This is a genomic window from Streptomyces vastus, from assembly GCF_039532825.1.
GTDB lineage: Bacteria > Actinomycetota > Actinomycetes > Streptomycetales > Streptomycetaceae > Streptomyces > Streptomyces vastus.
This window is the reverse complement of record NZ_BAAASJ010000112.1, coordinates 61,615-85,068: the sequence shown is the minus strand read 5'-3', so window position 1 is coordinate 85,068 and position 23,454 is coordinate 61,615. Positions and strand designations below refer to the sequence as shown.

The window sequence follows — 23,454 nt, the reverse complement described above, 5'->3', positions numbered from 1 at the left end:
TCTTGATTCCTTAGTCGAGGACTTATGCGACCGCTTCGTCCAGCCGGGATGCCTGCTTGTCCTTGAGCGGGCCGATGACCGACAGCGAGGGCCGCCGGCCCAGGATGTCGCGGGCCACGTCCCGTACGTCGTCGGGGGTGACCGCGGCTATCCGGGCCAGCATGTCGTCGACCGACATCTGCTCGCCCCAGCACAGCTCACTCTTGCCGATGCGGTTCATGAGCGCACCCGTGTCCTCCAGGCCGAGGACGGTGGAGCCCCTCAGCTGGCCGATGGCGCGGCCGATCTCGTCGTCCGACAGACCGTGCTCGGCGACCTGGTCGAGCTCGTCGCGGCAGATCTTCAGAACGTCGTGGACCTGGCTCGGCCGGCAGCCCGCGTACACGCCGAAGAGTCCGCAGTCGGCGAAGCCCGAGGTGTACGAGTACACGCTGTAGGCCAGGCCGCGCTTCTCGCGGACCTCCTGGAAGAGGCGGGAGGACATGCCGCCGCCGAGCGCGGTGTTCAGGACCCCCATGGCCCAGCGGCGGTCGTCGGTACGGGGCAGACCGGGCATGCCGAGGACGACATGGGCCTGCTCGGTCTTGCGGCCGAGCAGTTCGACGCGACCCGCGGCACGGATGGCGCGCGAGCCGTCACGCGGAGCCTTGGGTGTGGCGTCCGGCTGCGTCAGGGCGCCGGCCTTCTCGAAGGCGGCGCGGACCTGGCGTACGACCTTGTTGTGGTCGACGTTGCCCGCGCAGGCGACGATGAGGCGCGTCGGGTCGTAGTGCTTCTTGTAGAAGCGGCGGATGCGGTCCGCGGTGAGGGCGTTGACCGTGTCGACCGTGCCGAGGACGGGGCGGCCGAGGGGGGTGTCGCCGAGCATGGTGGACGCGAACAGGTCATGCACGCAGTCGCCCGGGTCGTCCTCGGTCATCGCGATCTCCTCGAGGATCGCGCCCCGCTCGACGTTCACGTCCTCTTCGAGGATCAGCGAGCCGGTGAGCATGTCGCAGACGACGTCGATGGCGAGGGGGAGGTCGGCGTCGAGCACGCGCGCGTAGTAGCACGTGTACTCCTTCGCCGTGAAGGCGTTCATCTCGCCGCCGACCGCGTCGATGGCGGAGGAGATGTCCATCGCGCTACGGCGGGAGGTGCCCTTGAAGAGCAGGTGCTCCAGGTAGTGCGTGGCGCCGTTCAGAGCCGGCGTCTCGTCGCGGGAGCCCACGTGCGCCCAGATGCCGAAGGTGGCGGAGCGAACGGAGGGCAGCGTTTCGGTGACGACGCGCAGGCCTCCGGGGAGGGTGGTCTTGCGTACCGTACCGATGCCGTTCTGGCCCTTGATCAGGGTTTGGGTACGGGCGACGGCCCGCGCCTCGGAGGAGGAGCGGGCCGTCGCCGTGGAGCTACGAGACGTCACTTGTCGGTGTCGTCCTTCTTTTCGTCGGTCTCTTCACCCTCGATGACCGGGATCAGGGAGAGCTTGCCGCGGGAGTCGATCTCGGCGATCTCGACCTGGACCTTGGCGCCCACACCGAGCACGTCCTCGACGTTCTCCACGCGCTTGCCGCCGGCGAGCTTGCGGATCTGCGAGATGTGCAGCAGACCGTCCTTGCCCGGGAGCAGCGAGACGAACGCGCCGAAGGTGGTCGTCTTGACGACCGTGCCCAGGTAGCGCTCGCCGACCTCCGGCATGGTCGGGTTGGCGATGCCGTTGATCGTGGTGCGGGCGGCCTCGGCGGAGGGTCCGTCGACCGCGCCGATGTAGATCGTGCCGTCGTCCTCGATCGTGATGTCGGCGCCGGTGTCCTCCTGGATCTGGTTGATCATCTTGCCCTTGGGGCCGATGACCTCGCCGATCTTGTCCACGGGGATCTTCACGGTGATGATCCGCGGGGCGTTCGGGGACATCTCGTCCGGGGTGTCGATCGCTTCCATCATCACGTCGAGGATGTGGAGGCGGGCGTCACGGGCCTGCTTGAGGGCCGCGGCCAGGACGGAGGCCGGGATGCCGTCCAGCTTGGTGTCGAGCTGGAGCGCGGTCACGAACTCCTTCGTACCGGCGACCTTGAAGTCCATGTCACCGAAGGCGTCCTCGGCACCGAGGATGTCCGTCAGCGTCACATAGTGCGTCTCGCCCTCGATCTCCTGGGAGATGAGGCCCATGGCGATACCGGCGACGGGGGCCTTCAGCGGCACACCGGCGTTCAGCAGCGACATGGTGGAGGCGCAGACCGAGCCCATCGACGTCGAGCCGTTGGAGCTGAGGGCCTCGGACACCTGACGGATCGCGTACGGGAACTCCTCGCGTGTCGGCAGCACCGGCACGAGCGCGCGCTCGGCGAGGGCGCCGTGGCCGATCTCGCGGCGCTTCGGGGAGCCGACGCGGCCGGTCTCACCGGTGGAGTACGGCGGGAAGTTGTAGTTGTGCATGTAGCGCTTGCGGGTCACCGGGGAGAGGGTGTCCAGCTGCTGCTCCATGCGGAGCATGTTGAGGGTGGTGACGCCCAGGATCTGCGTCTCGCCACGCTCGAACAGCGCGCTGCCGTGCACGCGCGGGATCGCCTCGACCTCGGCGGCGAGCGTGCGGATGTCCGTGACGCCGCGGCCGTCGATGCGCTTCTTCTCCTTGATGACGCGCTCACGGACCAGGGACTTGGTCAGCGAGCGGTACGCGGCGGAGATCTCCTTCTCGCGGCCCTCGAACTGCGGAAGCAGCTTCTCGGCGGCGAGCGCCTTCACGCGGTCCAGCTCGGTCTCGCGCTCCTGCTTGCCCCCGATGGTGAGGGCCTGCGAGAGCTCGTCCTTGACGGCGGCGGTGAGCGCCTCCAGGACGTCGTCCTGGTAGTCGAGGAAGATCGGGAACTCGCCGGTCGGCTTGGCGGCCTTCGCGGCGAGGTCGGCCTGGGCCTTGCAGAGCACCTTGATGAAGGGCTTCGCGGCGTCCAGACCGGCGGCGACGATCTCCTCGGTCGGCGCCTCGGCACCGCCCTTGACCAGCTGGATGGTCTTTTCGGTGGCCTCGGCCTCGACCATCATGATCGCGACGTCGCCGTCCTCCAGGGTGCGGCCAGCGACGACCATGTCGAAGACGGCGTCCTCGAGCTCGGTGTGCGTCGGGAAGGCCACCCACTGACCGCGGATCAGCGCGACGCGGACGCCGCCGATCGGGCCGGAGAAGGGCAGACCGGCCAACTGCGTGGACGCGGACGCGGCGTTGATCGCCACGACGTCGTACAGATGGTCGGGGTTGAGCGCCATGATCGTGGCGACGACCTGGATCTCGTTGCGCAGGCCCTTCTTGAAGGACGGGCGCAGCGGGCGGTCGATGAGACGGCAGGTGAGGATCGCGTCCTCGGAGGGGCGGCCCTCACGGCGGAAGAAGCTGCCGGGGATCTTGCCGGCGGCGTACATCCGCTCCTCGACGTCCACCGTCAGGGGGAAGAAGTCGAGCTGGTCCTTGGGGTTCTTGGAGGCCGTGGTGGCCGACAGAACCATGGTGTCGTCGTCGAGATAGGCCACGGCGGAGCCGGCGGCCTGGCGGGCCAGACGGCCCGTCTCGAAACGAATGGTGCGGGTGCCGAAGGAACCGTTGTCGATCACGGCTTCGGCGTAGTGGGTCTCGTTCTCCACTAGCGATTTCTCCGATACTTTTCGTCTTTCGTCCCGTCCCGCCCGTGTGGCGGGTGGACGTCGGAGAAGCGCTCCGTCTGGTGCGGGCCGGTCTTCGATCGAAGCACCCGGGGTTCGCATTCCCCCGGGGGCCACTACCGAGGACCGGCGGCGGCGAGGTGCGCTTCTCCTCGTTCAGTTGTGGTGTCCGCGCCGTCGCTGTGCGCTGTCGCGGGACCACGTCGTGTCGTACGTCTTGCGTTGTGCTACCCACACTACAAAGGGGCAGTGACACTCCGCACGTACAGCAAAGGGAGCGGCCCCCTCAGTGTGGGAACCGCTCCCTTCACGGCGTCTTACCGGGCGCCCGCCGCGCCACGGCGGATGCCGAGGCGGTCGACCAGCGCACGGAAGCGCTGGATGTCCTTCTTCGCCAGGTACTGCAGCAGGCGGCGACGCTGACCGACGAGGATCAGCAGACCACGGCGGGAGTGGTGGTCGTGCTTGTGCGTCTTGAGGTGCTCGGTCAGGTCCGAGATACGGCGGGACAGCAGAGCGACCTGGACCTCGGGGGAGCCGGTGTCGCCCTCCTTGGTACCGAACTCGGACATGATCTGCTTCTTCGTAGCGGCGTCGAGCGACACGCGTACTCCTCGTAGTCTTCTGTGAGAGCCACCGAGTGCCCCTGGTCCACTTCTCAGGGGAGCTTCCGTTACTCGGGAGGCGGGGATCCGCTGGGCGCGTCCTCCAGGGCCCTGAGGGGGCGGTCCGGGGGCGCGTACACATACGGCCGTTACACAGGGTACCAGGAGGTTGCGGGCCTCCTGACCGGGGTTCCGGGAGTCCTGAGAGGCCGGGTCCCGTCCCAGTAAGGTGACGCGACAGGTCGCTCGTAAGTCGGGAATCGTAGGTCGGGAAGGGGTCGCTTCGCCATGGCCGAGGCAGAGGACAAGGACGTCAAGGCGCGCAAGGAGCGGGAGAAGAACGAGCTCTACGCCCTCGACATCTCCGGGGTCGAATGGCACAGCGCACCGGGTACGGAGGAGCACGAGGAGCGGGTCGAGATCGCCTATCTTCCCAACGGCGCGGTGGCCATGAGGTCGTCTCTCGACCCGGACACGGTTCTGCGTTACACGGAGGCGGAATGGCAGGCGTTCGTACTGGGCGCCCGGGACGGGGAGTTCGACCTGGAGCCGGCTCCGCACAACGGAGGGCTCGCGGCGGAGTAACGCCCGGGATACGACGAGAACTCGCGGCCGCGGTGGCCGCTCGGGGCTGACGGGACTCGCGTCTCGTCGGCCCCGCGTAGGGCACTCACGGCGAGGTCAGCTCGTCATCGACCGAGCCGTCGAGTACACGTCGAAGACGGCCAGTGCCAGCGGCACCAGGGTCAGCAGCACGAAGCCCTCGGCGATCTCCAGGAAGCGTCCCCAGAACGGGGTGAGGCCGCCGCGCGAGACGATCAGGCCGATCGCCGTGACGAGCGCGGCCACCGCCGCGATCGCCGCGACGAGCCAGATCGTCCGGATGTCGAGGTCGGCACGGTCACCGGTGAGGGCCTCGCGGATCACCGCGTGGGGCGGGTTGAGCGCCAGGCCCAGGCCGAGCAGCATGAGCGAGGCGAGGCCGCCGGCCAGGACGGGGGCGACCTGGGCGGTGTAGCGGAAGAGGTGGGCGCGCATCAGCAGGGCCACGCCGGTGGCGAGGGCGAGGAGTTGGGCCCACACGTTCGAGGAGAAGCCGAGGACGGCCGAGGAACCGACGGCGATCAGTGCGCAGCCGCCCACCAGGCCGACCAGGAGTTCGTGTCCGCGTCGCGCCTTGGCGGCCACCCGCTCGGCGTCGACCGGCTCGCGAGGGATGGGGTCGGTGTCGTACGCGCTGCGCGGGGCGGTGTCCGGGGTGTCGAAGCCGATCGGGAGCCGGGCGAAGCGCATCGACAGGCCGGGCAGGAACGCCAGGCCTCCGACGGCGACCGGGGCGCACAGGGCGCCGATCTCGGAGGGCGTCCAGTCTGCGAGGGTCGCCGCGAACATGGCCAGCAGGCCGACGGCGGAGGCGAAGACGAAGGCGACGAACGGGCCGTCCCCACTCGGCGAGCACAGGGTGAGCAGGACCGAAGCCAGCAGCACCGCCGCGCAGGCGAGGAGGAACTGGAGCTTGCCGATGCCCTGTCCGTCGGCGAGCGGCAGGAGACCCGAGCCGCCCACGCCGACGTTGGGAAGGGCGCCGAGTCCCAGGGCGATGGCCGAGGCCCGGTCGTCGTAGACCCGGGCGCGTACGCACGCGAGGACGACCAGGAGGACACCGGCGACCCCGGCGAGAATGCCGGGCAGGCTGTGCATGTCGTGGAGCGGATGGCCCATCCAGGCCACGAAGGCGAGCAGGACCGCGAGTACGCCTCCTCCGACGAGGCCCGCGGCACGCGTCAAGTCGCCGTTCCACAAGGTGCGTTCGCTGGTCACGGCGGAGGCGACCGCTTCGGAGACGTCGTCGAAGACGGCGGGGGGCAGCGACTCGGAGAAGGGGCGCAGCGTGAGGAGTTCGCCGTCGAGGATGCGCTGGGCGGCGAAGGAACGGGCACTGTCGAGGACGGTGCCGTCCCGGCGGACCAGGTGGTAGCCGACGGGTGCACTCTGGGCCGGGCTCTGCTGGGAGAGCCTGAGGATCTCCGGATAGATGTCGGCGACCGGGATGTCGTCGGGCAGTGCCACGTCGATCCGGCTGTCGGGCGCGACGATGGTGACCCGGCAGAAGCCGAGACCCGTGCCCGCCCCGGCAGGAGTTCCCGTACCGGGTCCTCCTCCGGTGGCTGCCGCGGAGGCCGTCATGCTCACCTGCTGCTCCCCCTCAGTGATGATTCTGTATCTGCGGTCTGGATGTCCTGGGCGAATTTCCCCGCCCCTTTGTGACCGACGATGCGGCGGGGCGGCAGGAACGGTGCTTTCGTGCCGTCACCGGGCTCGGGCATCTCCCCGGATCGCACGTGAATGCCCCAACTGCTCAAGCCCAACTCCCGTGTGCTGACGCGAACATGCGGCACCCTACCGTCCCTCGGTCTCCACTGAAGTCAGTAGGATCGCGCGGCGGCCTGCGTCCGCCCGACACGGGGAGGCGGACGGACTCCCGGCCGACAAGAGAATGGGTGACAGTGAGCCACATCGTCGTGAAGCGCCCGCCTCGGGCGCTGCCGTCCGAAGTGTCCACGCGGGAGATCGTCCTGCAGCCTCCGCCCGAACTGCCGCGGGGGCAGCAGGAAGGCGTGCTGATGCAACTGCTGCCGATGCTGGGCATGGGCGGCTCCGTGGTGTTCTTCTTCATGCCCAACGCACATCCCTTCATGAGGATCATGGGCATGATCATGATCGCTTCGACGATCGCCATGGGCGTCGCGATGGCGATCCGCTTCCGCCGCGGCAACCAGGGGCAGCTGGCGGACATGCGCCGCGACTACCTGAGCTACCTGGCGCAGACCCGGCGCGCGGCTGTCGACACGGCGAAGGCACAGCGCGACGCGCAGTACTTCCTCCACCCCTCCCCCGAGCAGCTGTGGGCCCTGGTCGCCGAGGGCAGCCGCATCTGGGAACGCCGCCCCGGCGACGAGGACTTCGCCCAGGTCCGCATCGGCCTCGGCTCGCAGTCACTCGCCAGCACCCTGGTCGCCCCCGAGACCGCCCCCGTCGAGCAGCTGGAGCCGCTGACCGCGGGCGCGATGCAGCGCTTCCTCGCCGTGCACAGCACCCTGGACGACCTGCCGATGGCGGTCTCGCTGCGCGCGTTCTACCACGTGACGATCAGCGGCGAGCCACAGTCCGTACGGTCCTCCGCGCGGGCCATGGTCGGTTCGCTGGCCGCGCTGCACTCCCCCGAGGACCTGCTCATCGTGGTCGCGGCGGGCCGCGAGGACCTGCCCCATTGGGAGTGGGCCAAGTGGCTGCCGCACGTCCAGGCCCCCGGTGCCGTGGACGGCGCGGGCAGCCGCAGGCTGATAGACAGCGACATCCGCGAGCTGGAGAACCTGCTCTCCACCCGGCTGACCGGCCGTCCGCGCTTCCACCCGAACGCGGCGCCCCTGCCGGAGGAGCCCCACATCGTCGTCGTACTCGACGGTCGCTCCCTGCCCCCCGACTCGGTCCTGGCCAACCCCGAAGGACTGCAGGGCGTCACCGTCCTCGAGGTCATTCCCGGCGAACTGACCACGGGCGGCGGCGAACTCTCCATCGTCGTACGGCCCGAGGCACTGCACCTGGAGTCGGTGCACGGTGTCGCCTATGAAGGGACTCCCGACGCCCTCTCGTACGAATCCGCCGAGGCCCTCGCCCGGCAACTGGCCCCGCTGCGGATGGCCTCCGGCGGCGACGACGACGAACCGCTGCTCGCCAACCTGGAGTTCACCGACCTGCTGAACCTCGGTGACGCGGCGTCCGTCGACACCCAGCGCACCTGGCGGCCGCGTTCGCTGGCCGAGCGGCTGCGCGTGCCGATCGGTGTCGGCGAGGACGGACGCCCCGTGATGCTGGACCTCAAGGAGGCCGCGCAGGAGGGCATGGGCCCGCACGGCCTGTGCGTGGGCGCCACCGGTTCCGGCAAGTCGGAGCTGCTGCGCACGCTGGTGCTGGGCCTGGCGGTCACCCATTCGTCCGAGACGCTGAACTTCGTCCTGGCGGACTTCAAGGGCGGCGCGACCTTCGCCGGTATGGCGCAGATGCCGCACGTGGCGGCCGTCATCACCAACCTCGCGGACGACCTCACCCTGGTCGACCGCATGGGCGACTCCATCCGCGGCGAACTCAACCGCCGCCAGGAGATGCTGCGCGACGCGGGCAACTACGCCAACATCCACGACTACGAGAAGGCGCGCGCGGCGGGTGCGGCGCTGCAGCCCATTCCGTCTTTGGTGCTGGTGATCGACGAGTTCAGTGAGCTGTTGACGGCGAAGCCGGACTTCATCGAGATGTTCGTGCAGATCGGCCGCATCGGCCGTTCGCTGGGCGTGCACCTGCTGCTGGCGTCGCAGCGCCTGGAGGAGGGCCGTCTGCGCGGCCTGGAGACCTACCTGTCATACCGGGTCGGTCTGCGGACGTTCTCCGCCGCGGAGTCCCGGGCGGCGATCGGCGTACCGGACGCCTATGAGCTGCCGAACGTCCCCGGCTCCGGCCTCCTGAAGTTCGGCACGGGCGAGATGGTGCGCTTCAAGGCGGCGTACGTCTCCGGGGTCTACCGCTCGGGCACGCAGCGGGCGTCGCTGGGCGGCGGCCCGCTGCCGGTGGACCGGCGGCCGGTGCTGTTCACGGCGGCCGAGGTGCCGGTGCAGTACGTGCCGGTGCCGCAGCAGCGCCCTTCGGCTTCGGACGGACCGGAAGTCGACGAAGCGCTCGCCGACACTGTGCTGGACGTGATCGTGCGCCGGCTGGAGGCGCAGGGCCCGGCGGCCCACCAGGTGTGGCTGCCGCCGCTGGACAGCCCGCCGTCGCTGGACGGGCTCCTGCCCGGCCTCACTGCGGTGCAGGACCGCGGGCTCACCCAGCCGGGATACGAGGGCGCCGGCCGCCTGGTCGTACCGGCGGGCCTGGTGGACAAGCCGTACGAGCAGCGCCGCGACCCGCTCTGGGTCGACTTCTCCGGCGCGGCAGGCCATATGCAGATCCTCGGCGGCCCGCAGTCCGGCAAGTCGACTCTTGTACGCACCCTGATCTCGGCGTTCGCGCTCACGCACACGCCGCACGAAGTCCAGTTCTACGGCCTCGACTTCGGCGGTGGCGGGATGGCGGCCGTGGCCGGACTCCCGCACGTGGGCGGAGTCGCCTCGCGTCTGGATCCGGAGCGGGTGCGGCGGACGGTGGCCGAGGTGTACGGCGTGCTGACCCGCCGCGAGGAGTACTTCCGTTCGTCGGGCATCACGTCGATCGCGGAGTTCCGGGCGCGGCGGGCCCGAGGCGACATCTCGGTCACGGATCAGCCGTGGGGCGACGTCTTCCTGGTCATCGACGGCTGGGGCAACTTCCGTGCGGACTACGAGGCGATGGACCAGGTGATCCTCGACATCGCGTCGCGTGGTCTCGGTTACGGCGTCCACCTGATCCTGACCGCCTCACGCTCGATGGAAGTCAGGGCCAACCTCAAGGACCACCTGATGAACCGCCTGGAGCTACGGCTCGGCGACACGATGGACTCCGAGCTGGACCGCAAGGTGGCCGCCAATGTGCCGGCGGGCGTACCCGGCCGCGGACAGGCCCCGCAGAAGCTGCACTTCATGGCGGCGGTGCCGCGCATCGACGGTCTGACGTCCGACACGGATCTGGCGGACGCCACGGCGGCGCTGGCCACCGAGGTCTCACGGCACTGGCAGGCGCCCGGCGCGCCCGAAGTCCGGTTGCTGCCCCGCGAGTTCCCTGCCGAGCAACTGCCTCCCGGCGACCGCTTCCCGCGCCGCGGCGTCGCCTTCGCCCTCGACGAGGACAACCTCGAACCGGTCTTCGTCGACTTCGAACAGGACCCGTTCTTCCTCGTCTTCGGCGAGAGCGAGTCGGGCAAGTCGAACCTGCTGCGCCTGCTGATCAAGCAGGTGACGGAACGGTACTCGGGCGACGAGGCCAAGCTGTTCGTCATCGACAACCGCCGCGCCCTGCTGGACGTGACCCCGTCCTCCCACCTGGCCGAGTACATCCCCATGTCCAACGCCATGGACCACCACGTGGCCGCCCTGGCCGGCCTGATGAAGCGCCGCACACCGACGGCCGACGTGACGGCACAGCAGCTACGGGACCGGAGTTGGTGGAGCGGGCCGACGGTTTATGTCGTTGTCGATGACTACGACCTGGTGGCGACGTCGAGCGGGAATCCGCTGGCCGGATTGACGGAGCTGTTGCCGTTCGCCCGGGATGTGGGAGTGCGATTCATCATCGCGCGGTCGACTGCGGGCGCCGGGCGCGCGTCGTACGAAGCGTTCATGCAGCGAGTCAAGGAGCTGGGGGCGCAGGGGGTCGTCCTGGCGGGTGATCCGGGCGAGGGTGACCTGCTGGGTGGGGTTCGGCCGCGGCCTATGCCTGCGGGGCGGGGGGTCTTTGTGTCTCGGCGGCGGGGGAAGCCGTTGGTGCAGACGGGTTTGGTGCAGGTGGACTACTGAGTCTGGGGCGGCGGGGATGGTCCCTGTCACCCATAGGAGGTGGGCAAGTTGCTAGCCTGGCGGGTGCACGCCAATCGAGCGCACGGGGGCAAGGAATCATGACGGAACCTGTCGCAGAGCAGTACGGCGTCGGCCGCGCAGCTGCACATGGCGTCGGCATGCGACTGAACCAGTACCCTGCTGATTCGGGCCCCTCGATGGGTTCCTGGGGCGGTCAGAAGGACCTGGCGTCAAGTCCCTCGGAGAAGAAGGCCGCTGCACGGGCCATCGAGGAGAACATCGAGCCCGACACCCGGAAATCAGGTGACTGGGCGGATGACGAGACCAACGCTGCCGTCAAGGCGTTCGCCGCGAAGGACGGTCATGGATGGGTCACGTCGGGAGCCTTCAAGAAGGCACACAAGACATGGGGCGAGCAGGTTCAGAATCTGATGAAGCGTCTCGCATCGGAAAAGGAAGCTCTGCGGAGCACCAACATCGTGCTGCAGAACACTGACCTGGGAGTCGGTGCCGGAGTGCGTAAGTCGTCGAGCCTTGACGGGTACTGACCCGCCTTGCCGCCCGCTCTCGCCACCGATCGCTTCACTCACGTGCACAACGGGGACCCATGCCGACGTACCACGAGATCATGACGACCGATCTGTCCACGCTCACCACGGCTGCCGACAGCTGGGACAAAATGGCGGGGGAATTTCACAAACAGGAGAAGGCCTACAAACGCGATGTGCACGGCATCTCCATGGGCCAGACCTGGATGGGTTTGAGCGCGGAAGCCGCCAACCGCCGCTTCGACATCACGCTGAAAGAACTCCAGAACGCCCAGACCGAGGCCAAGGCGGTCGCCTCACTCCTGCGCGACGCGCACACCCAGTTCGTGGACTTGCGCGGCAAGCTCAGGACGGCCCGTCAGGAGGCCACCGACGCCGGCATGAGGGTGTCGGACCAGGGAGTGGTCTCCTTCGACACCGAAAGACTCAGCCAGGGCACGCGCACCGCCTACCACCACGACCCCGACTATCAGGACAGCGTGCGCAAGGCCGTCAGGTCCTGGCAGGACCGCATCGACCAGCTCGTGAAGGACATGGGCGACGCCGACAAGGGCGTCGAGATCGCCTTCGAGGCCGTCGTGATCGACTCGGACACCATGGACGGCACGACCAGCGGCTTCAACGGCAAAGCCCAGGGCGACATCGAGAAGTACGAGGCGCAAAACGCCGACGACATCGCGAACCGCGTCGCCAACGGCGAAAAGGTGTCCGCTGCTGAGCTGGCCGAGCTGCGACGCGCCTTCCGGGACAACTCCGACGACAAGGCGTTCAGCCGGACCTTCCTGAACGGGCTGGGCCCCGACGGCACGATCAAGTTCACCAACGAGCTGAACCACCTCGCCTACGACTCCGACAAAAGCCATAAGGCTGTGTACATGGACCTCCAGGGCGGGCTGGCCGACACCGTCGCGAAGGCCACCCAGGTGCCCGGCTCGGTAGCCGACGCGCCTCCGGGGTCCCAGAAGTTCAAGGACTGGCTCGCGAGCGACGACGGCAGGTTCTACCGGCAGTGGACGGAGAGCCTCGACAAGTACGGCACCAAGAACTACGGGTCGAACACCCAGCCGCTCTACGGCTATCAGTCCTTCGTCAGCCTGATGCAGCACAGCGACGCCAAGTACGACGACCAGTTCCTCTACGAGCTGGGCGACGACCTGATAGCGGCTGAGAAAAACAAGCCCGGCATCTTCACCGAGTGGGGAGCCGGCCACGACGGGATCCGGGCGGACGCCCTCGACGGGCTCCTCGGCGTCATGAGCAAGAACCCCGACGCGTCCACCGCCTTCTTCGACCCCGCGGGCAACGGCTCAGGGCCCGACCATGTCGGCAACGACCACCTGAAGTACTTGCTCAACGAGCGTGAGTGGCCACAGCACAGCACGGTCGCCGGTACGACGATCGTCACCATGGACGACCCCCTCAACCGCACCGGACTCGGCGCGGCGCTGGAGGCGGCAACCACCGGGCGGGAGCCCAACTCCGCCGGGGCGGCCTTCGATCACCACACGGAGGCCCAGGCGCGGGTGATGCAGGAGACCATCACCCAGCTGGACAAGGACGGCAAGGGCGACACGATCCCGGAGAACCTGAAGGTCCCCCTCGGACGTGCCCTCGCCGACTACACGGTCGACACCCACGCGATCCTCAGCGGTACCGAGCCGAGCAGCCCCGGGGGGCTCTCCAGCATCAATGCGAACGGCGACGAGTCGAGCATCACCAACAGCAAGCACGGCCTGCTCCGTGTGATGCGCGGGGTGTCCGACGCGGCGTACGGGACGACTCCCGATGGCGAGCCCGTCCTCGTCTACGATCTCCTGTACGAGAACGAGAAGCTCTACTCGGCCGAGTACTTGGACACGACCAGGGACGCCTCTGGCGGCCAGCAGAACAACGTCGTCGGCGACTGGGACAACAAGGCCCGCCATGTCGGCGAGGTGTACGGCTCAATGACCGCCATCGGGTCCGACATGATCCTCGATGACCGGGACACCAAGATCGGTAATCTCAACGACGACATGCGCTACGCGTACCACGGGGTGGGCGGCCTCTTCACCCAGATTCCCGTGGTGGGCGACCCGATTCAGCGCATGGTCGACGCGACCACCTACGAGTACTCCAAGGACGTGGCGGCCGCTGCCGAGGATGTGGCCAGGTCCGAGGACAGCACCACCACGTCCGCGGGCATCGGCGGCACGAACGCGCTCCTTGACTCTTGGGGGAGCGAGCACGGCATCAGCGGTACCGAGGCGCACGACCATGCCAAGGGTGAGGCCAAGCAGAGCTTCATTACTGGGCGCGAGGATGCTTACTCGGCTCTGCGTACGAGGAAGTGAGATGACGGATACGAGCGGCTGGGCAAGTCTCGGACGAAAGATCATTGCTCCCGTCCTAGCGGTCGCTGTGCTGGTGGTGGGTGCGCATCTGTGGTTGAACACCAACCTTTTCGGCGGCAAGGACGTGTGCGGAGGGCTGGTGTCAACCGACTCAGTCGACGCCGTCTTCTCCAAGTCCGGACGCGTCTCCGACCGGGACGGTCTGGACGACCGGCCGGGCGACCGGCTCGCCTTCACCTGCACAGTGGAGAACTCATCCTTCCTCCCGGGGTCGGACACCAAGTACCTGAGGATCTCGGGGAGCCGCGAGCGCGGTGACTTCCCATTTACCGACAACGGCCGTTGGCCGAGCCCGGCCACGATGTCTTTCTTCTCCGGCGGCGCCATCGGCGCGGTGGGCTCGGACCACGGCTGGGTCTTGCTGCCCGACGCCTGCACGACGGCTGACGGACCCGCCATCATTGAGGGATACGCCCCCGAAGGCTCGGCCCCGGTGAAATTCACCCAGCTCCTGACCGAGTTCGCCAACAGCGCGGCAGAGCGGGCGGGCTGCGCGGCCGAGGAGCCCCTCACCGCCCCCGATGCCCTCGCTGCTGCCCCAGAGGCGCGCCAGGTCAAGGACGGCGTGGTGTGCGGCCTCGCCGGCCTGGAGTTCCCAGGGCCGAAAGGGCAGACCAAAGTGAGGGAGATGGTCCTGGACCGAACCAGCTCCACCTGGTCGTGCGAGGTCACGGGCCACGCCACCTACGCCGTGACCCAGGAGTCGCACATTGTCGCGGGCATCCGCTCCTCGCCCGGATACAAGGAGCAGTCGCGGGTAGCGGGCCACCAGGTGTCGGGCTTCGACGCCCGGCACGTGGTCGCCGACTGCGCGGGCACTCCGACGTACTTCTCCATGGAGCTTGGGCAGGACTACACCTCGGCCATCGGGGAGTCCGGCGCCCCGCGCACGAAGGACCTGTTCGAGAACTTCGTCGACGTCGCTGGTAAACGGTTCGGCTGCAACGCGCACTGACCTAAGAGCACTGAGGACACGAGACGTGAAATACCCACGACACCGGCTGACGGTCGCAGCCGCTCTGACTGCGGCGGCCCTGATGACCGGCTGCCAGAGCGACGACGGCGACAGCAGCAGTGGTACGGCACCGCTGAGCCTGAGCGGCCTGACCGAAACCGCCGACGGTATACCGGACGACGGGACGAGCACCTGCCCACTCCCCTACGACATGGCCAAGGCTGCGAAGGTCGCGAGCCTGGACGCGGAAGCCGGCCCCGGACCGGTGCAGGACGGTGACGCACCCGTCGCCACGGCCGAGGGCGGAAAGCGTGCCAAGCCCGGGGAACCGTTGGCCGAAAACCCGGGCGCCCTGGTGAGTTGCACGTTCCACATCGGGCAGGAGAGCGTGCAGGTGCACACCCTCGCCACGCGTGAGCCGAGCGGGATCGCCCCGTTGGCGCCGGTGGTCTCGTCGCTGGCCGCAGTAACCGCCGACGACCTGACCAGTTACGTCGACAAGGTCGGGAAAGCCGAAGCCGGAGAGGTGGTCATCACCGACAGCGGCAATGTCGCCGCCGTACGCCTGAAGCTCGACGGCGACGGAGACGCCTCCCTCCTCGTCGGGGCCGGGGAGGCGGGGACCGCTTCCCTAAACCGGAAGCAGGTCGGCGACCTCACCAAAGCCCTCGCGGACCAGGTTCAGTAGGGCGCGGCCAGAAGCCTGCTGTTGGCCGCCCTCGATCCTGATGCAGTCCCACATTCGAGGCGCAGACGGCGCCCTGCGCACCGAGAACCGCAAGGTCCTCGATCGGTCGCTGTCGATCATCGCGGACGCTGGTGATGAGTTCACCCCCGAGATGCGCGACGACATGGCCAAGGTGCTGGTGAACTACGGCGACGAGGTGCACCACACGGCCAGCTCGCTCGCAGACGACCCGAGCGACCCCAGACAACTCGACCGGCATCAGCTGCTCGAAGTGACAAAGCAGGTGTCACGGGACCAGAACGCCTACGGCGTCCTGAACGACGGCCTGAACAGGGAAACGGTCCGCGACATCTACGGCGAGCACCCCAGCGACCCGAAAGAGACCCTTCTCTGAGCTGGGCACACCGCTGGGTTCCTCGAAGAGGCCCGTTATCAGGCCGTGCAGACCGACAAGGAGGACCCGTCGTGGGATGCCAAGTGGCTCTACCACGGCTTCGGCGGTGCGGCGAACTTCATCCCGGTCGTCGGCGATGCGGCACAGCGAGGCGTCGACGCCCTCGCGTATCAATGGCAGCTGGACGAACAAGCCCGCATCAGCGACGAGAACGCCCAGCAGAACGGCGAAGTGTTCACGGCACGCGAGAACCAGTTGCAAAAGCTTGCTGAGCTGTGGATGGATGCAAACCCGAACCACGGAGACAACAACAGGTACACACTCACTTCCGAGATCAACGGCGCTGCGTTCGACGGCAACGCTCGGGCCCAAGGATTGGCAGGCGATCAGTGACCATCGACGACGGTTCCTGGCCTTCGATTCGGCACGCCAGGCAGGCACGGACCCCCCGTCGCCACGTGGCACGCGCGGCTATCGGGGCAGCCGTAATCCTTCTGACAGCTACGGCCTGTACGGAATCGCGTGACTACACGGTTCCAGATGCGGCATGCGGTGTGACCGTTGGTGCAGATGTCCTGTCACCCTTCCTGCCGCGAGGTGAGAATCTCACGCAGCGCACGTACGACGCCGGACCGGAGAGCCCCCGTTGCCGCTTGTCCGTGGACAACAAGCTGATCGTCTACATCTCCGGCGATGTCGTTCCCGAAGACACCGACCCCATCAAGGTCCAGGACCGGGCTTTGGTGCGCCTGGGAAGTCCCGCCACTGTCGACATCGGTGATGACGCCCGAGTCGCGGACAACGGAGCCATGGCAGTGGCCGCGTGCACCTACGAAGGAGACCAGCGCAAGTTCGTGGTCCTGATTCAACTCGAGAGAGAAATACCTGAGAAGACCTCCGAGCGGCGCGACGCCTTGCAGTCCGTCCTTCGCTCTTACTTCCCCAAAGCCATGGAGAAGCAAGGATGCGAGTAGTACGGCATTACATCTAGAGCGCTGCAACGGTGGCGTTGAGTGTCCTGACCTCCTGGTGACGTGGTGAAGCGGGGCTCCGGAATCCAAACCGAGCCCTCGCTGCCCCTGCTCGACGGCGTCTCGCTGCCCGGGGCGAGTCGCCCGCACACCAGCTGTTCGAGCTCGGATGGTCGGCTCGCGCTGTGTGCGGAGCCGGGTATGAAGCGGTGGGCTGACGTGGGATTAGGTAACAGCCCGCTGGGCACGCAGTGCCCGCGTCGGCGAACCCGTCTGCCGCAGACTCTGGCCCCTCTGTACCACTAGCGTATGTGGGGACGACGCGCGAGCAGCCCCGGGATCCGTCTGCGCGCGCCGCCGGGCAGGGGCATTCAGGACGCAGGCCGCCTCCCGGCTCCGTGCCGGACAAAGTCCGCCTCCCGAGAACACCTGTCCCGACCGCGCGGCCACTGGGGCCGACGAGCATCCCGGGAGCCCGGCCGGCCAGCCTCTGTCAGCTCCGTTGTTCAGCCCTAACCATCCCCGTGCCTAATCACCGGATGACTTCTCACGACAGCGCGTCACCTCATGTCGAGAACCTCAGTTATTGAAGCGACGGTCAGGTCCCCCAGACTCGCTTGTCGTCGATCTCACGGATCTGGCCCGTTGGTCTCGTAAGGGGAGCCCCTGTTCCCACTCAATAAGGCGGGCTTCACGGGGGACACGAGGAAGGGGTCCGCGCGATGGCGTGGGATGAGTGGGAGCAGCTCAAGACCGCAGCGGCCGAGCGGCAGTCCGCGCAGATGCAGCTCAACCAGATGCCGGCTGATCAAGGAGCCTCCAGTTCGGGTGGCAGCGACAGTGGTGACCCTCAGTGGGGCGGCGGTGATGGTGGCTCCAGCAGGCTGAAGTCCTCGAAGGCCGCGTGGGCCAAAGCAGGGCATGACGTCGGCTTGCTGCGGGAGAGCATCACCAAGGCGCTGACGAGGCTGGCAGACGGGCAGACGGGTCTCGGTGACACGGCCGGGTGCCAGGCGGCGGTGGCACAGCAGGAGTTGTACGAGTCCTGGAAGAGGTACGTCGGCGACGTAAGCGGCCGTTGCGGTGACTTGGGCGGATTACTGGAGCAGTCGGGGCACGATCTGGCGAAGCCCGACTCGGCGCTCAAGGAGGATCTGGACAGGATCCGGACGAGGTACCAGGACACCGAAGCTGTCGGCGGCCAGGCGAAGGAGAAGTGATCCACGGCCATGGATCTTGCGACGCTGAAGGCCTTCAAGCCCACCGAGTACGAGGACGCCGCGGACGGGTACCGGACGACGGGTGACATGGCCGCCACGGCCCAGGACACGATCGACAACCAGATCTGTGCAGGGATCCGCAACAACCTCGAGGGCGAGACAGCGAAGGCCGCACTACGGGAGCTGCAGGAGCTGTCGAAGAACTTCCACTACGTGCAGACCGAATGCGGCCTGGTGAGCACTGCTCTGAATGGTCTCGCTTTCGACATGGCGGCGGCCAAATGCAAGCTGGAAGCGACACTCGAGGACGCGCGTGCCAACAACTGCACAGTGGGCGCGGATGGTTCGGTCAGCTATCCGGCCGACGGCACGGAAGTCGACGGCAAGGTCCCGCAGGGCGGCACCATCACGGGCACGGGGGGCCCCACGGATCCGACAGCGGCGGCGGTGGAGCGCCAGGCGGCCAACATCCACCCGAACCCGAACTACGGCAAGGCGCAGCAGTACGCGAACCGGATCGCCGACGCCTTGCAGGAGGCCACCGACGCGGACGCGAAGTGGGCACCGAAGCTGCGCGCACTCAAGGCCGACGACGACCTCACCGTCTCCAAGCGGGACTGGGCCGACGCGCACTCGGACATGGGCGGTGTGCGCGAGGCGGGCAAGAATTATCTCGACTCCCTGCCGGAGCCGCCCAGAGACGGCAGCCCGAAGGACAACGCGGCCTGGTGGAAGGGACTCAGCCCGGAGGAGCAGGCGGCCTGGATGTCCGCCCACCCCGAGATCGTAGGAAAGCTCGACGGGCTGCCGTCCACGATCCGGGACGAGGCCAATCGCATCGTGTTCGACGAGACGCGGGGCCGCCTCCAGATGGAACTGGACTCGATGCCGAAGCCGCCCCTCAACGAGTGGACGTGGATCACCTCGGGTCCGTACCCGTCCAAGGTGCACACGGACGAGTGGATGGCGTGGCACAACAAGTACGGGGACCGGTACACGCAGCTCAACAAGTCCCTCAAGGGCATGGAGAGCATCCAGAAACGCTTCGGCCAGACCGGCGTCAAAGGCCTGCCCGAGGCATACCTCCTGGGATTCAGCGCGGAGGGCAACGGCCGTGCGATCGTCGCCAACGGGAACCCGGACACGGCTGATCACCAGGCGGTCTATGTGCCGGGTACGACGTCGAGTCTGGGTGGCATCGAGGGGGACATCAACCGGATGGTCAACGTTTACCGTGAGGCCGCAGCGGCTCCTGGTCAGTCGGTCTCCACGATCACTTGGCTCGGGTACGACGCCCCACAGAACATCGTCAAGGACTCGCCATTTAGCCATTACGCAAATGACGGCGCCCCTGCCTTCAATCAGTTCATGGATGGACTTGACGCGTCGCACACCGGCGACTCGGACCCGCACCGTACGGCGATCGGCCACTCGTACGGCACGACCCTTATCGGCTCCGCTGCCCGGCAGGGCGACCTGAACGCGGACGACGTGATCCTCGCGGGCAGCCCGGGCGTCCAGGTAAGCAAGGCCGATCAGCTTGATGTGCCTGCGGGACACGTCTGGAACCAGGAGGCTGACGCGGACCCCGTCCCGGACATCGGCCGCTACGGACACGGCGGAACCGACTGGGACGGCCCCTGGACCATTCCCAGCGACGAACGCTTCGGTGCTAACCAGATGGCCACGGACACGGAAGGTCACAGCGACTACTGGAGAGAAGACACACTCAGTCTGCGGAATCAGGGAATGGTTGTGGCAGGGATGGAAGAAGAGGTGAGGCTGAAGCCAACGCCGGACCGCTGGTCGCATGTGAAGTAGGGGCGTCGATGCCCACGGGATCAACCCTCACCAGCCTGAGGCCCATCCACACAATGCCCGACGGAATGACCGGCCCGTGTCCCGGTCCGATCAAGCGAGGCCCTTCGACTTGAAGATCAAACTGGGCGCATCCGCGCTCCTCGTGTCCATCGCTCTCACGCCCCTCACTGGATGCAGCATGACTGACACCAGCAAGTCCGACGACATCCCGTCCGCAGGCACCAGCACCTCGCTCGCCGCTGCCGATGAGACGGAGGAGGTCTCAAGCGAGATCTACGACCTGATCGGCATCGAAGGGAAGGCGTCAGAGACCGGTGCTGGAGTCACCGAGTGCAGCGGCAAGGAAAGGGAGAAGTACTTCCAGATCTTTCACCCATGGAGCTTCACTCCCGCCTCGGCCGGGCAGCTCGACGGCGTGATGGAACGGCTCAAGGATGAGCTACCCAAGCATGGATGGAAGGTCGTCGAGTACGGGCCGGACACCAGCAAGAACAAGAACATCAACCTCACGGCCGACAACGACAAGAAGAAGGCCAGCGTCAACATCACCTACCTGTCGAAGCAGAACCCGCCGCGTCTTAGGCTGACCGTCGTCTCGGGCTGCTACAAGATCCCGGACGGCGAGGAGATCGAGCGGTTCTGAGCCATTTCTCATGGGAGAAACGGCTCAAGAGTTATCGGGGAAGCGGTGGTGGCAGCCGGATCATCCGCGTCTCCGTCGACGGCATCGAAGCTGGATCGACTCGATCCCGAGGACACCGAGGCGGGGGGTACGTGTCCTGCGTTCCTCCCGTAGTCCCTTCCTACAACGCCTCTGCGGCCTATGCGGTCATCACCGAGGTGAGTATCGGCGGAGATGCAAAGGCCACTGGCGCGACACTGCGACAGACTCTGACCGACGTCGCCTACCGCCTCACTGAGCACGCCTACAAGCTGGCCGAGTGTAAGGCGCCCCGCGACTTTCCGAGGAGCTGCCCCGCTTCGAGGACGGCTGATGACGGACGAGGAGATAGTCAGGTACTTCGACGGACGCGGCCGCGTGCAGCTGAGCCCGGATCCACCGGCTTGATTCCGGAATGATCATTTCGGGGTCACTAGCCCTTTGAGCAGCCCCTCAGTTCACTCCCTCAACCCCGAGTTGCTCATCACAGCGCTCGACGGGGCGATCGCCGCGCTTCGTCCAGGGCGAAGGTGCACCAAACCTGCTTCTCGTCGAACCCCGTACGGTGCCATCCCCACCGGTGCGACAGAGCCGCGACCAGGTGCAGCCCCCTGCCGCACTCACTGAACGGGTCGTAGTCGCCGGTCAGTTCGGGTACCAGCTCCGGAGCGTGGTCGATGACCATCACGCGCAGCACAGGCGGTGCGTACTCTCGGCACGCCGCCAGGATCAGTTCCAATCCCGTGAGCCCACCACCGTGTCGTACGGCATTGGTGCACAGCTCCCCGACGGCGAGCTCTACCGAGTCGGCCAACTTCGGGAGTTTCCAGTGCTGTTGGACCCATACGCGAGTGCGGTGCCGGGCTTCCGCAACGGGGCGGTGAGGGTCGAGAGCCGAGACGTCCCAGCCGACACGAGTGGGAGTCGCGTCGAAGGGAGCGGGCAGGGCCAGTGCATCCATCGTTCACCTCGCGAGGGAGTGGAGGGTGTCCAGAATCAGACGCTAACGGCAAAACTAAAACGCGTGCTACTCGCTTCACTCAAACGGGTATTCTCTGCGATCCCGATGGACACCCCACTCCAGAGATCGGCAAACTGTGCGCGCGAACGAGGAGTTGACCCATGGCACCACGGCAGGCCCCCACCATCCGCCAGCGTCGGTTCGGCGCTGAGCTCCGCAGGCTGCGCGACGCGATCGGCATGTCCGCACCGGTCGCGGCCGAGCGGCTCGGAGCGGACCGCACGATGATCTCCAACATCGAGTCGGGCAGATTCGGCATCAGCGAGGAACGGCTCCGCCGACTGGCGAGCATCTACGAGTGCGACGACTCCGAACTGATCGACGCGCTGGCCGCGATGACTGGCGGTCGCTCAAGGGGCTGGTGGGACGAGTACCGAGGCAAGATCCCATCGGACTTCCTTGACGTGGCAGAGCTGGAGCACCACGCCACAAGCCTGCGCACCCTCCAGACAGCGCACATCCCCGGTCTCTTCCAGACCGAGGACCACGCCCGGGCGCTCTTCGACCTCTTCGTACCGGCCTTGCCCCGCCTGGAAGTTGAGCTGAGGATCGCTCACCGTCTGGCCCGTCACGCCGTGGTCGCGAACGAGCCGGGCCTGCCGTACGTCGGCCTGGTTCACGAAGCGGCCCTCCGCATGCGTATCGGAGGCCGCAAAGTGGCCAGAGCTCAGCTGGACCGTCTTCTGGAGGAGAGCGAGCGCCCCAACGTCCGTCTGCTCGTCATCCCCTTCACCGCCGAAGGCTTCCCCATGGCCGGCGACACGATGATGTACGTCTCCGCCGCCAGCCCTCACCTGGACGCGGTTGAGGTGGACTCTCCGCTTGGTGCCGTCTTCTTCGACGCGCCGGCCCAACTGGCCAACTTCCGCAGGCGACTGGACTTGGTCGAACAGGTGGCGTTGAATCCGAACGAGTCGAGGGATCTGATCCTCGGAATCGCCGGAGAGCTGTAAGAGGTGCCGCCTTGCCCCAGTTGAAATGGCTCAAGTCCTCGTACTCGGAGGCGTCAGGCAACGCCTGCGTCGAGGTCGCCGAGAACGGCTCCCTCATCGCTGTACGCGACTCCAAGCGCCCTGAGTTGCCGTGGGCCACGGTGGGGCGTGAGGCGTGGGGGCGGTTCACTGGTGCGCTGGTCGACGGGCCATTGCGCTGAGTCCTGTCGAGACGGAGTCTCACTGCCGAAACAACGCGCCGGGGTGGGCACCTCCCGTGCATGCCCACCCCGGTTCCGCAAACTGGGCGCTCCCTACTGGAAGTAGCTCGCACCCTTCAGGTCGCCGCCCCGGTAGTCGCCGCCGGCCGTCTGGACCCGCTGCGAGATGTTGACCAGGGCCTGGTGGATGCCCCGCGCGTGCGTGTCCCACTCCTTGGACTTCTTCTGGAACTCCTGGTACGCCTCGCCGCCCCAGCCCGAGGACACGTTGAGAACGGCCTGCTTCAGGGCCTCGAGGTCCTCCTCGAGCTTCTTGGCCTGATTACCCAGCTCGGTGGCAAGCGCATCCATGGTGCCGTACGTAACGGCAAGTTCGTCGTAGTGGGCTCCGGACATGTTTCCCTCGCTTCTGTGAAGATTTCAGCCGGACTGCGCAGCCCGGACAACGGTGCGGTTCAATGCCGCCGATGGCTCCTCAGTAGCTGTTGAGCGCCGAGGTCTTTCCACCGAGATCGTCTACCGAGATCCGCCTGAGGTCGGCCTCGACCTGGGCTTCGAGGTTGCGCTTGTCGGTCTTGTTCAGGTTGATGCCCTCGAGGAAGTCGTCGAGCATCTTGCCGATCGCGACCATGTGCTGGTTGATTTCCGTCTGCTTCATGTTGAACGCCTGGGCACCCTGTCCCCTCCAGGCCTTCTCGATCATGTCGATCGTGCCCTGCAGCTTCGCGAGGGACGCCCTGATGTTGTCGTATCGATCGACGACCTCGGTCTGAAGCCTCTGTACATCGCTGTCATTAAGAACGCGGTCCGCCATTTAGGCACTCCCTTTCCTGAGAGCTGTGGTTCATGTCTGCGCGCGTCACCGAGTGGTGGTGCGCTGGTCGTCGCACTTCCGCGCAGTTGTGGTTG

At 67.1% G+C, this 23,454-nt stretch carries 21 protein-coding genes; 14 read left to right on the top strand and 7 right to left on the bottom strand.

From position 1 onward, the window contains the following. Window positions 1–22: 22 nt before the first annotated feature. The 3 genes from ABD357_RS34725 to rpsO form a co-directional block, all read right to left on the bottom strand. Window positions 23–1,402, bottom strand: a complete 1,380-nt coding sequence (locus tag ABD357_RS34725; protein WP_344395213.1) for a M16 family metallopeptidase — start codon at window positions 1,400–1,402, stop codon at window positions 23–25. Continuing rightward, window positions 1,399–3,615, bottom strand: coding sequence for a polyribonucleotide nucleotidyltransferase (locus tag ABD357_RS34720; protein ID WP_344395212.1), 2,217 nt, complete (start codon window positions 3,613–3,615; stop codon window positions 1,399–1,401). Before ABD357_RS34720 ends, ABD357_RS34725 begins: the two co-directional genes overlap by 4 nt. Window positions 3,616–3,950: 335 nt before the next feature. Further along, complete coding sequence (gene rpsO / locus ABD357_RS34715) at window positions 3,951–4,238, bottom strand: 30S ribosomal protein S15 (RefSeq protein ID WP_344395211.1); 288 nt, start codon at window positions 4,236–4,238, stop codon at window positions 3,951–3,953. Between the two features lie 288 nt (window positions 4,239–4,526). On the opposite strand from rpsO, the gene ABD357_RS34710 reads away from it, so the two are divergent. Continuing rightward, window positions 4,527–4,823, top strand: coding sequence for a DUF397 domain-containing protein (locus ABD357_RS34710; protein ID WP_344395210.1), 297 nt, complete (start codon window positions 4,527–4,529; stop codon window positions 4,821–4,823). A gap of 96 nt (window positions 4,824–4,919) precedes the next feature. Here ABD357_RS34710 and eccD read toward each other — a convergent pair whose 3' ends face one another. Further along, window positions 4,920–6,431 (bottom strand): type VII secretion integral membrane protein EccD, encoded by a 1,512-nt coding sequence (gene eccD / locus ABD357_RS34705; protein ID WP_344395209.1) that lies wholly within the window; start codon window positions 6,429–6,431, stop codon window positions 4,920–4,922. 314 nt (window positions 6,432–6,745) lie between these two features. On the opposite strand from eccD, the gene eccCa reads away from it, so the two are divergent. The 11 genes from eccCa (at window position 6,746) to ABD357_RS34650 (ending at window position 20,353) form a co-directional block, all read left to right on the top strand. After that, window positions 6,746–10,720, top strand: a complete 3,975-nt coding sequence (gene eccCa, locus ABD357_RS34700) for a type VII secretion protein EccCa (RefSeq protein WP_344395208.1) — start codon at window positions 6,746–6,748, stop codon at window positions 10,718–10,720. A gap of 98 nt (window positions 10,721–10,818) precedes the next feature. Next, a complete protein-coding gene (locus tag ABD357_RS34695; RefSeq protein ID WP_344395207.1) occupies window positions 10,819–11,268 on the top strand; it encodes a hypothetical protein in 450 nt (149 codons plus the stop codon). Between the two features lie 80 nt (window positions 11,269–11,348). Further along, complete coding sequence (locus tag ABD357_RS34690) at window positions 11,349–13,601, top strand: hypothetical protein (RefSeq protein ID WP_344395206.1); 2,253 nt, start codon at window positions 11,349–11,351, stop codon at window positions 13,599–13,601. Between the two features lies 1 nt (window position 13,602). Beyond that, on the top strand, window positions 13,603–14,616 hold the full coding sequence (locus ABD357_RS34685; protein ID WP_344395205.1) for a hypothetical protein: 1,014 nt from the start codon (window positions 13,603–13,605) through the stop codon (window positions 14,614–14,616). 25 nt (window positions 14,617–14,641) lie between these two features. Beyond that, the gene (locus ABD357_RS34680; RefSeq protein ID WP_344395204.1) at window positions 14,642–15,304 is read left to right on the top strand and encodes a hypothetical protein; all 663 of its coding nucleotides are present in this window, start codon (window positions 14,642–14,644) and stop codon (window positions 15,302–15,304) included. Between the two features lie 40 nt (window positions 15,305–15,344). Further along, window positions 15,345–15,698, top strand: a complete 354-nt coding sequence (locus ABD357_RS34675) for a hypothetical protein (RefSeq protein WP_344395203.1) — start codon at window positions 15,345–15,347, stop codon at window positions 15,696–15,698. Between the two features lie 45 nt (window positions 15,699–15,743). After that, window positions 15,744–16,091: a hypothetical protein gene (locus ABD357_RS34670; protein ID WP_344395202.1), complete on the top strand. Its 348-nt coding sequence runs from the start codon at window positions 15,744–15,746 to the stop codon at window positions 16,089–16,091. Between the two features lie 266 nt (window positions 16,092–16,357). Further along, window positions 16,358–16,672, top strand: a complete 315-nt coding sequence (locus tag ABD357_RS34665) for a hypothetical protein (RefSeq protein ID WP_344395201.1) — start codon at window positions 16,358–16,360, stop codon at window positions 16,670–16,672. A 719-nt stretch (window positions 16,673–17,391) separates the two neighbouring features. Then, entirely contained in the window at window positions 17,392–17,889 is a 498-nt protein-coding gene (locus ABD357_RS34660) for a hypothetical protein (protein WP_344395200.1), read from the top strand. A gap of 9 nt (window positions 17,890–17,898) precedes the next feature. Beyond that, window positions 17,899–19,710 (top strand): alpha/beta hydrolase, encoded by a 1,812-nt coding sequence (locus ABD357_RS34655; RefSeq protein ID WP_344395199.1) that lies wholly within the window; start codon window positions 17,899–17,901, stop codon window positions 19,708–19,710. A 178-nt stretch (window positions 19,711–19,888) separates the two neighbouring features. Next, on the top strand, window positions 19,889–20,353 hold the full coding sequence (locus tag ABD357_RS34650) for a hypothetical protein (protein WP_344395198.1): 465 nt from the start codon (window positions 19,889–19,891) through the stop codon (window positions 20,351–20,353). A 502-nt stretch (window positions 20,354–20,855) separates the two neighbouring features. On the opposite strand, the gene ABD357_RS34645 is transcribed toward ABD357_RS34650, so the two are convergent. Beyond that, complete coding sequence (locus ABD357_RS34645; RefSeq protein WP_344395197.1) at window positions 20,856–21,332, bottom strand: ATP-binding protein; 477 nt, start codon at window positions 21,330–21,332, stop codon at window positions 20,856–20,858. 161 nt (window positions 21,333–21,493) lie between these two features. On the opposite strand from ABD357_RS34645, the gene ABD357_RS34640 reads away from it, so the two are divergent. Beyond that, window positions 21,494–22,345 carry a helix-turn-helix domain-containing protein gene (locus ABD357_RS34640; RefSeq protein ID WP_344395196.1) on the top strand — a complete coding sequence of 284 codons (852 nt, stop codon included), beginning with the start codon at window positions 21,494–21,496 and terminating at the stop codon, window positions 22,343–22,345. 11 nt (window positions 22,346–22,356) lie between these two features. Beyond that, window positions 22,357–22,545, top strand: coding sequence for a DUF397 domain-containing protein (locus tag ABD357_RS34635; RefSeq protein ID WP_344395195.1), 189 nt, complete (start codon window positions 22,357–22,359; stop codon window positions 22,543–22,545). A gap of 93 nt (window positions 22,546–22,638) precedes the next feature. On the opposite strand, the gene ABD357_RS34630 is transcribed toward ABD357_RS34635, so the two are convergent. Together ABD357_RS34630 and ABD357_RS34625 are read right to left on the bottom strand one after the other, a co-directional pair. Further along, window positions 22,639–22,941, bottom strand: coding sequence for a WXG100 family type VII secretion target (locus ABD357_RS34630; RefSeq protein WP_344395194.1), 303 nt, complete (start codon window positions 22,939–22,941; stop codon window positions 22,639–22,641). A gap of 79 nt (window positions 22,942–23,020) precedes the next feature. After that, window positions 23,021–23,359 carry a WXG100 family type VII secretion target gene (locus tag ABD357_RS34625; RefSeq protein WP_344395193.1) on the bottom strand — a complete coding sequence of 113 codons (339 nt, stop codon included), beginning with the start codon at window positions 23,357–23,359 and terminating at the stop codon, window positions 23,021–23,023. Between the last annotated feature and the right edge of the window lie 95 nt (window positions 23,360–23,454).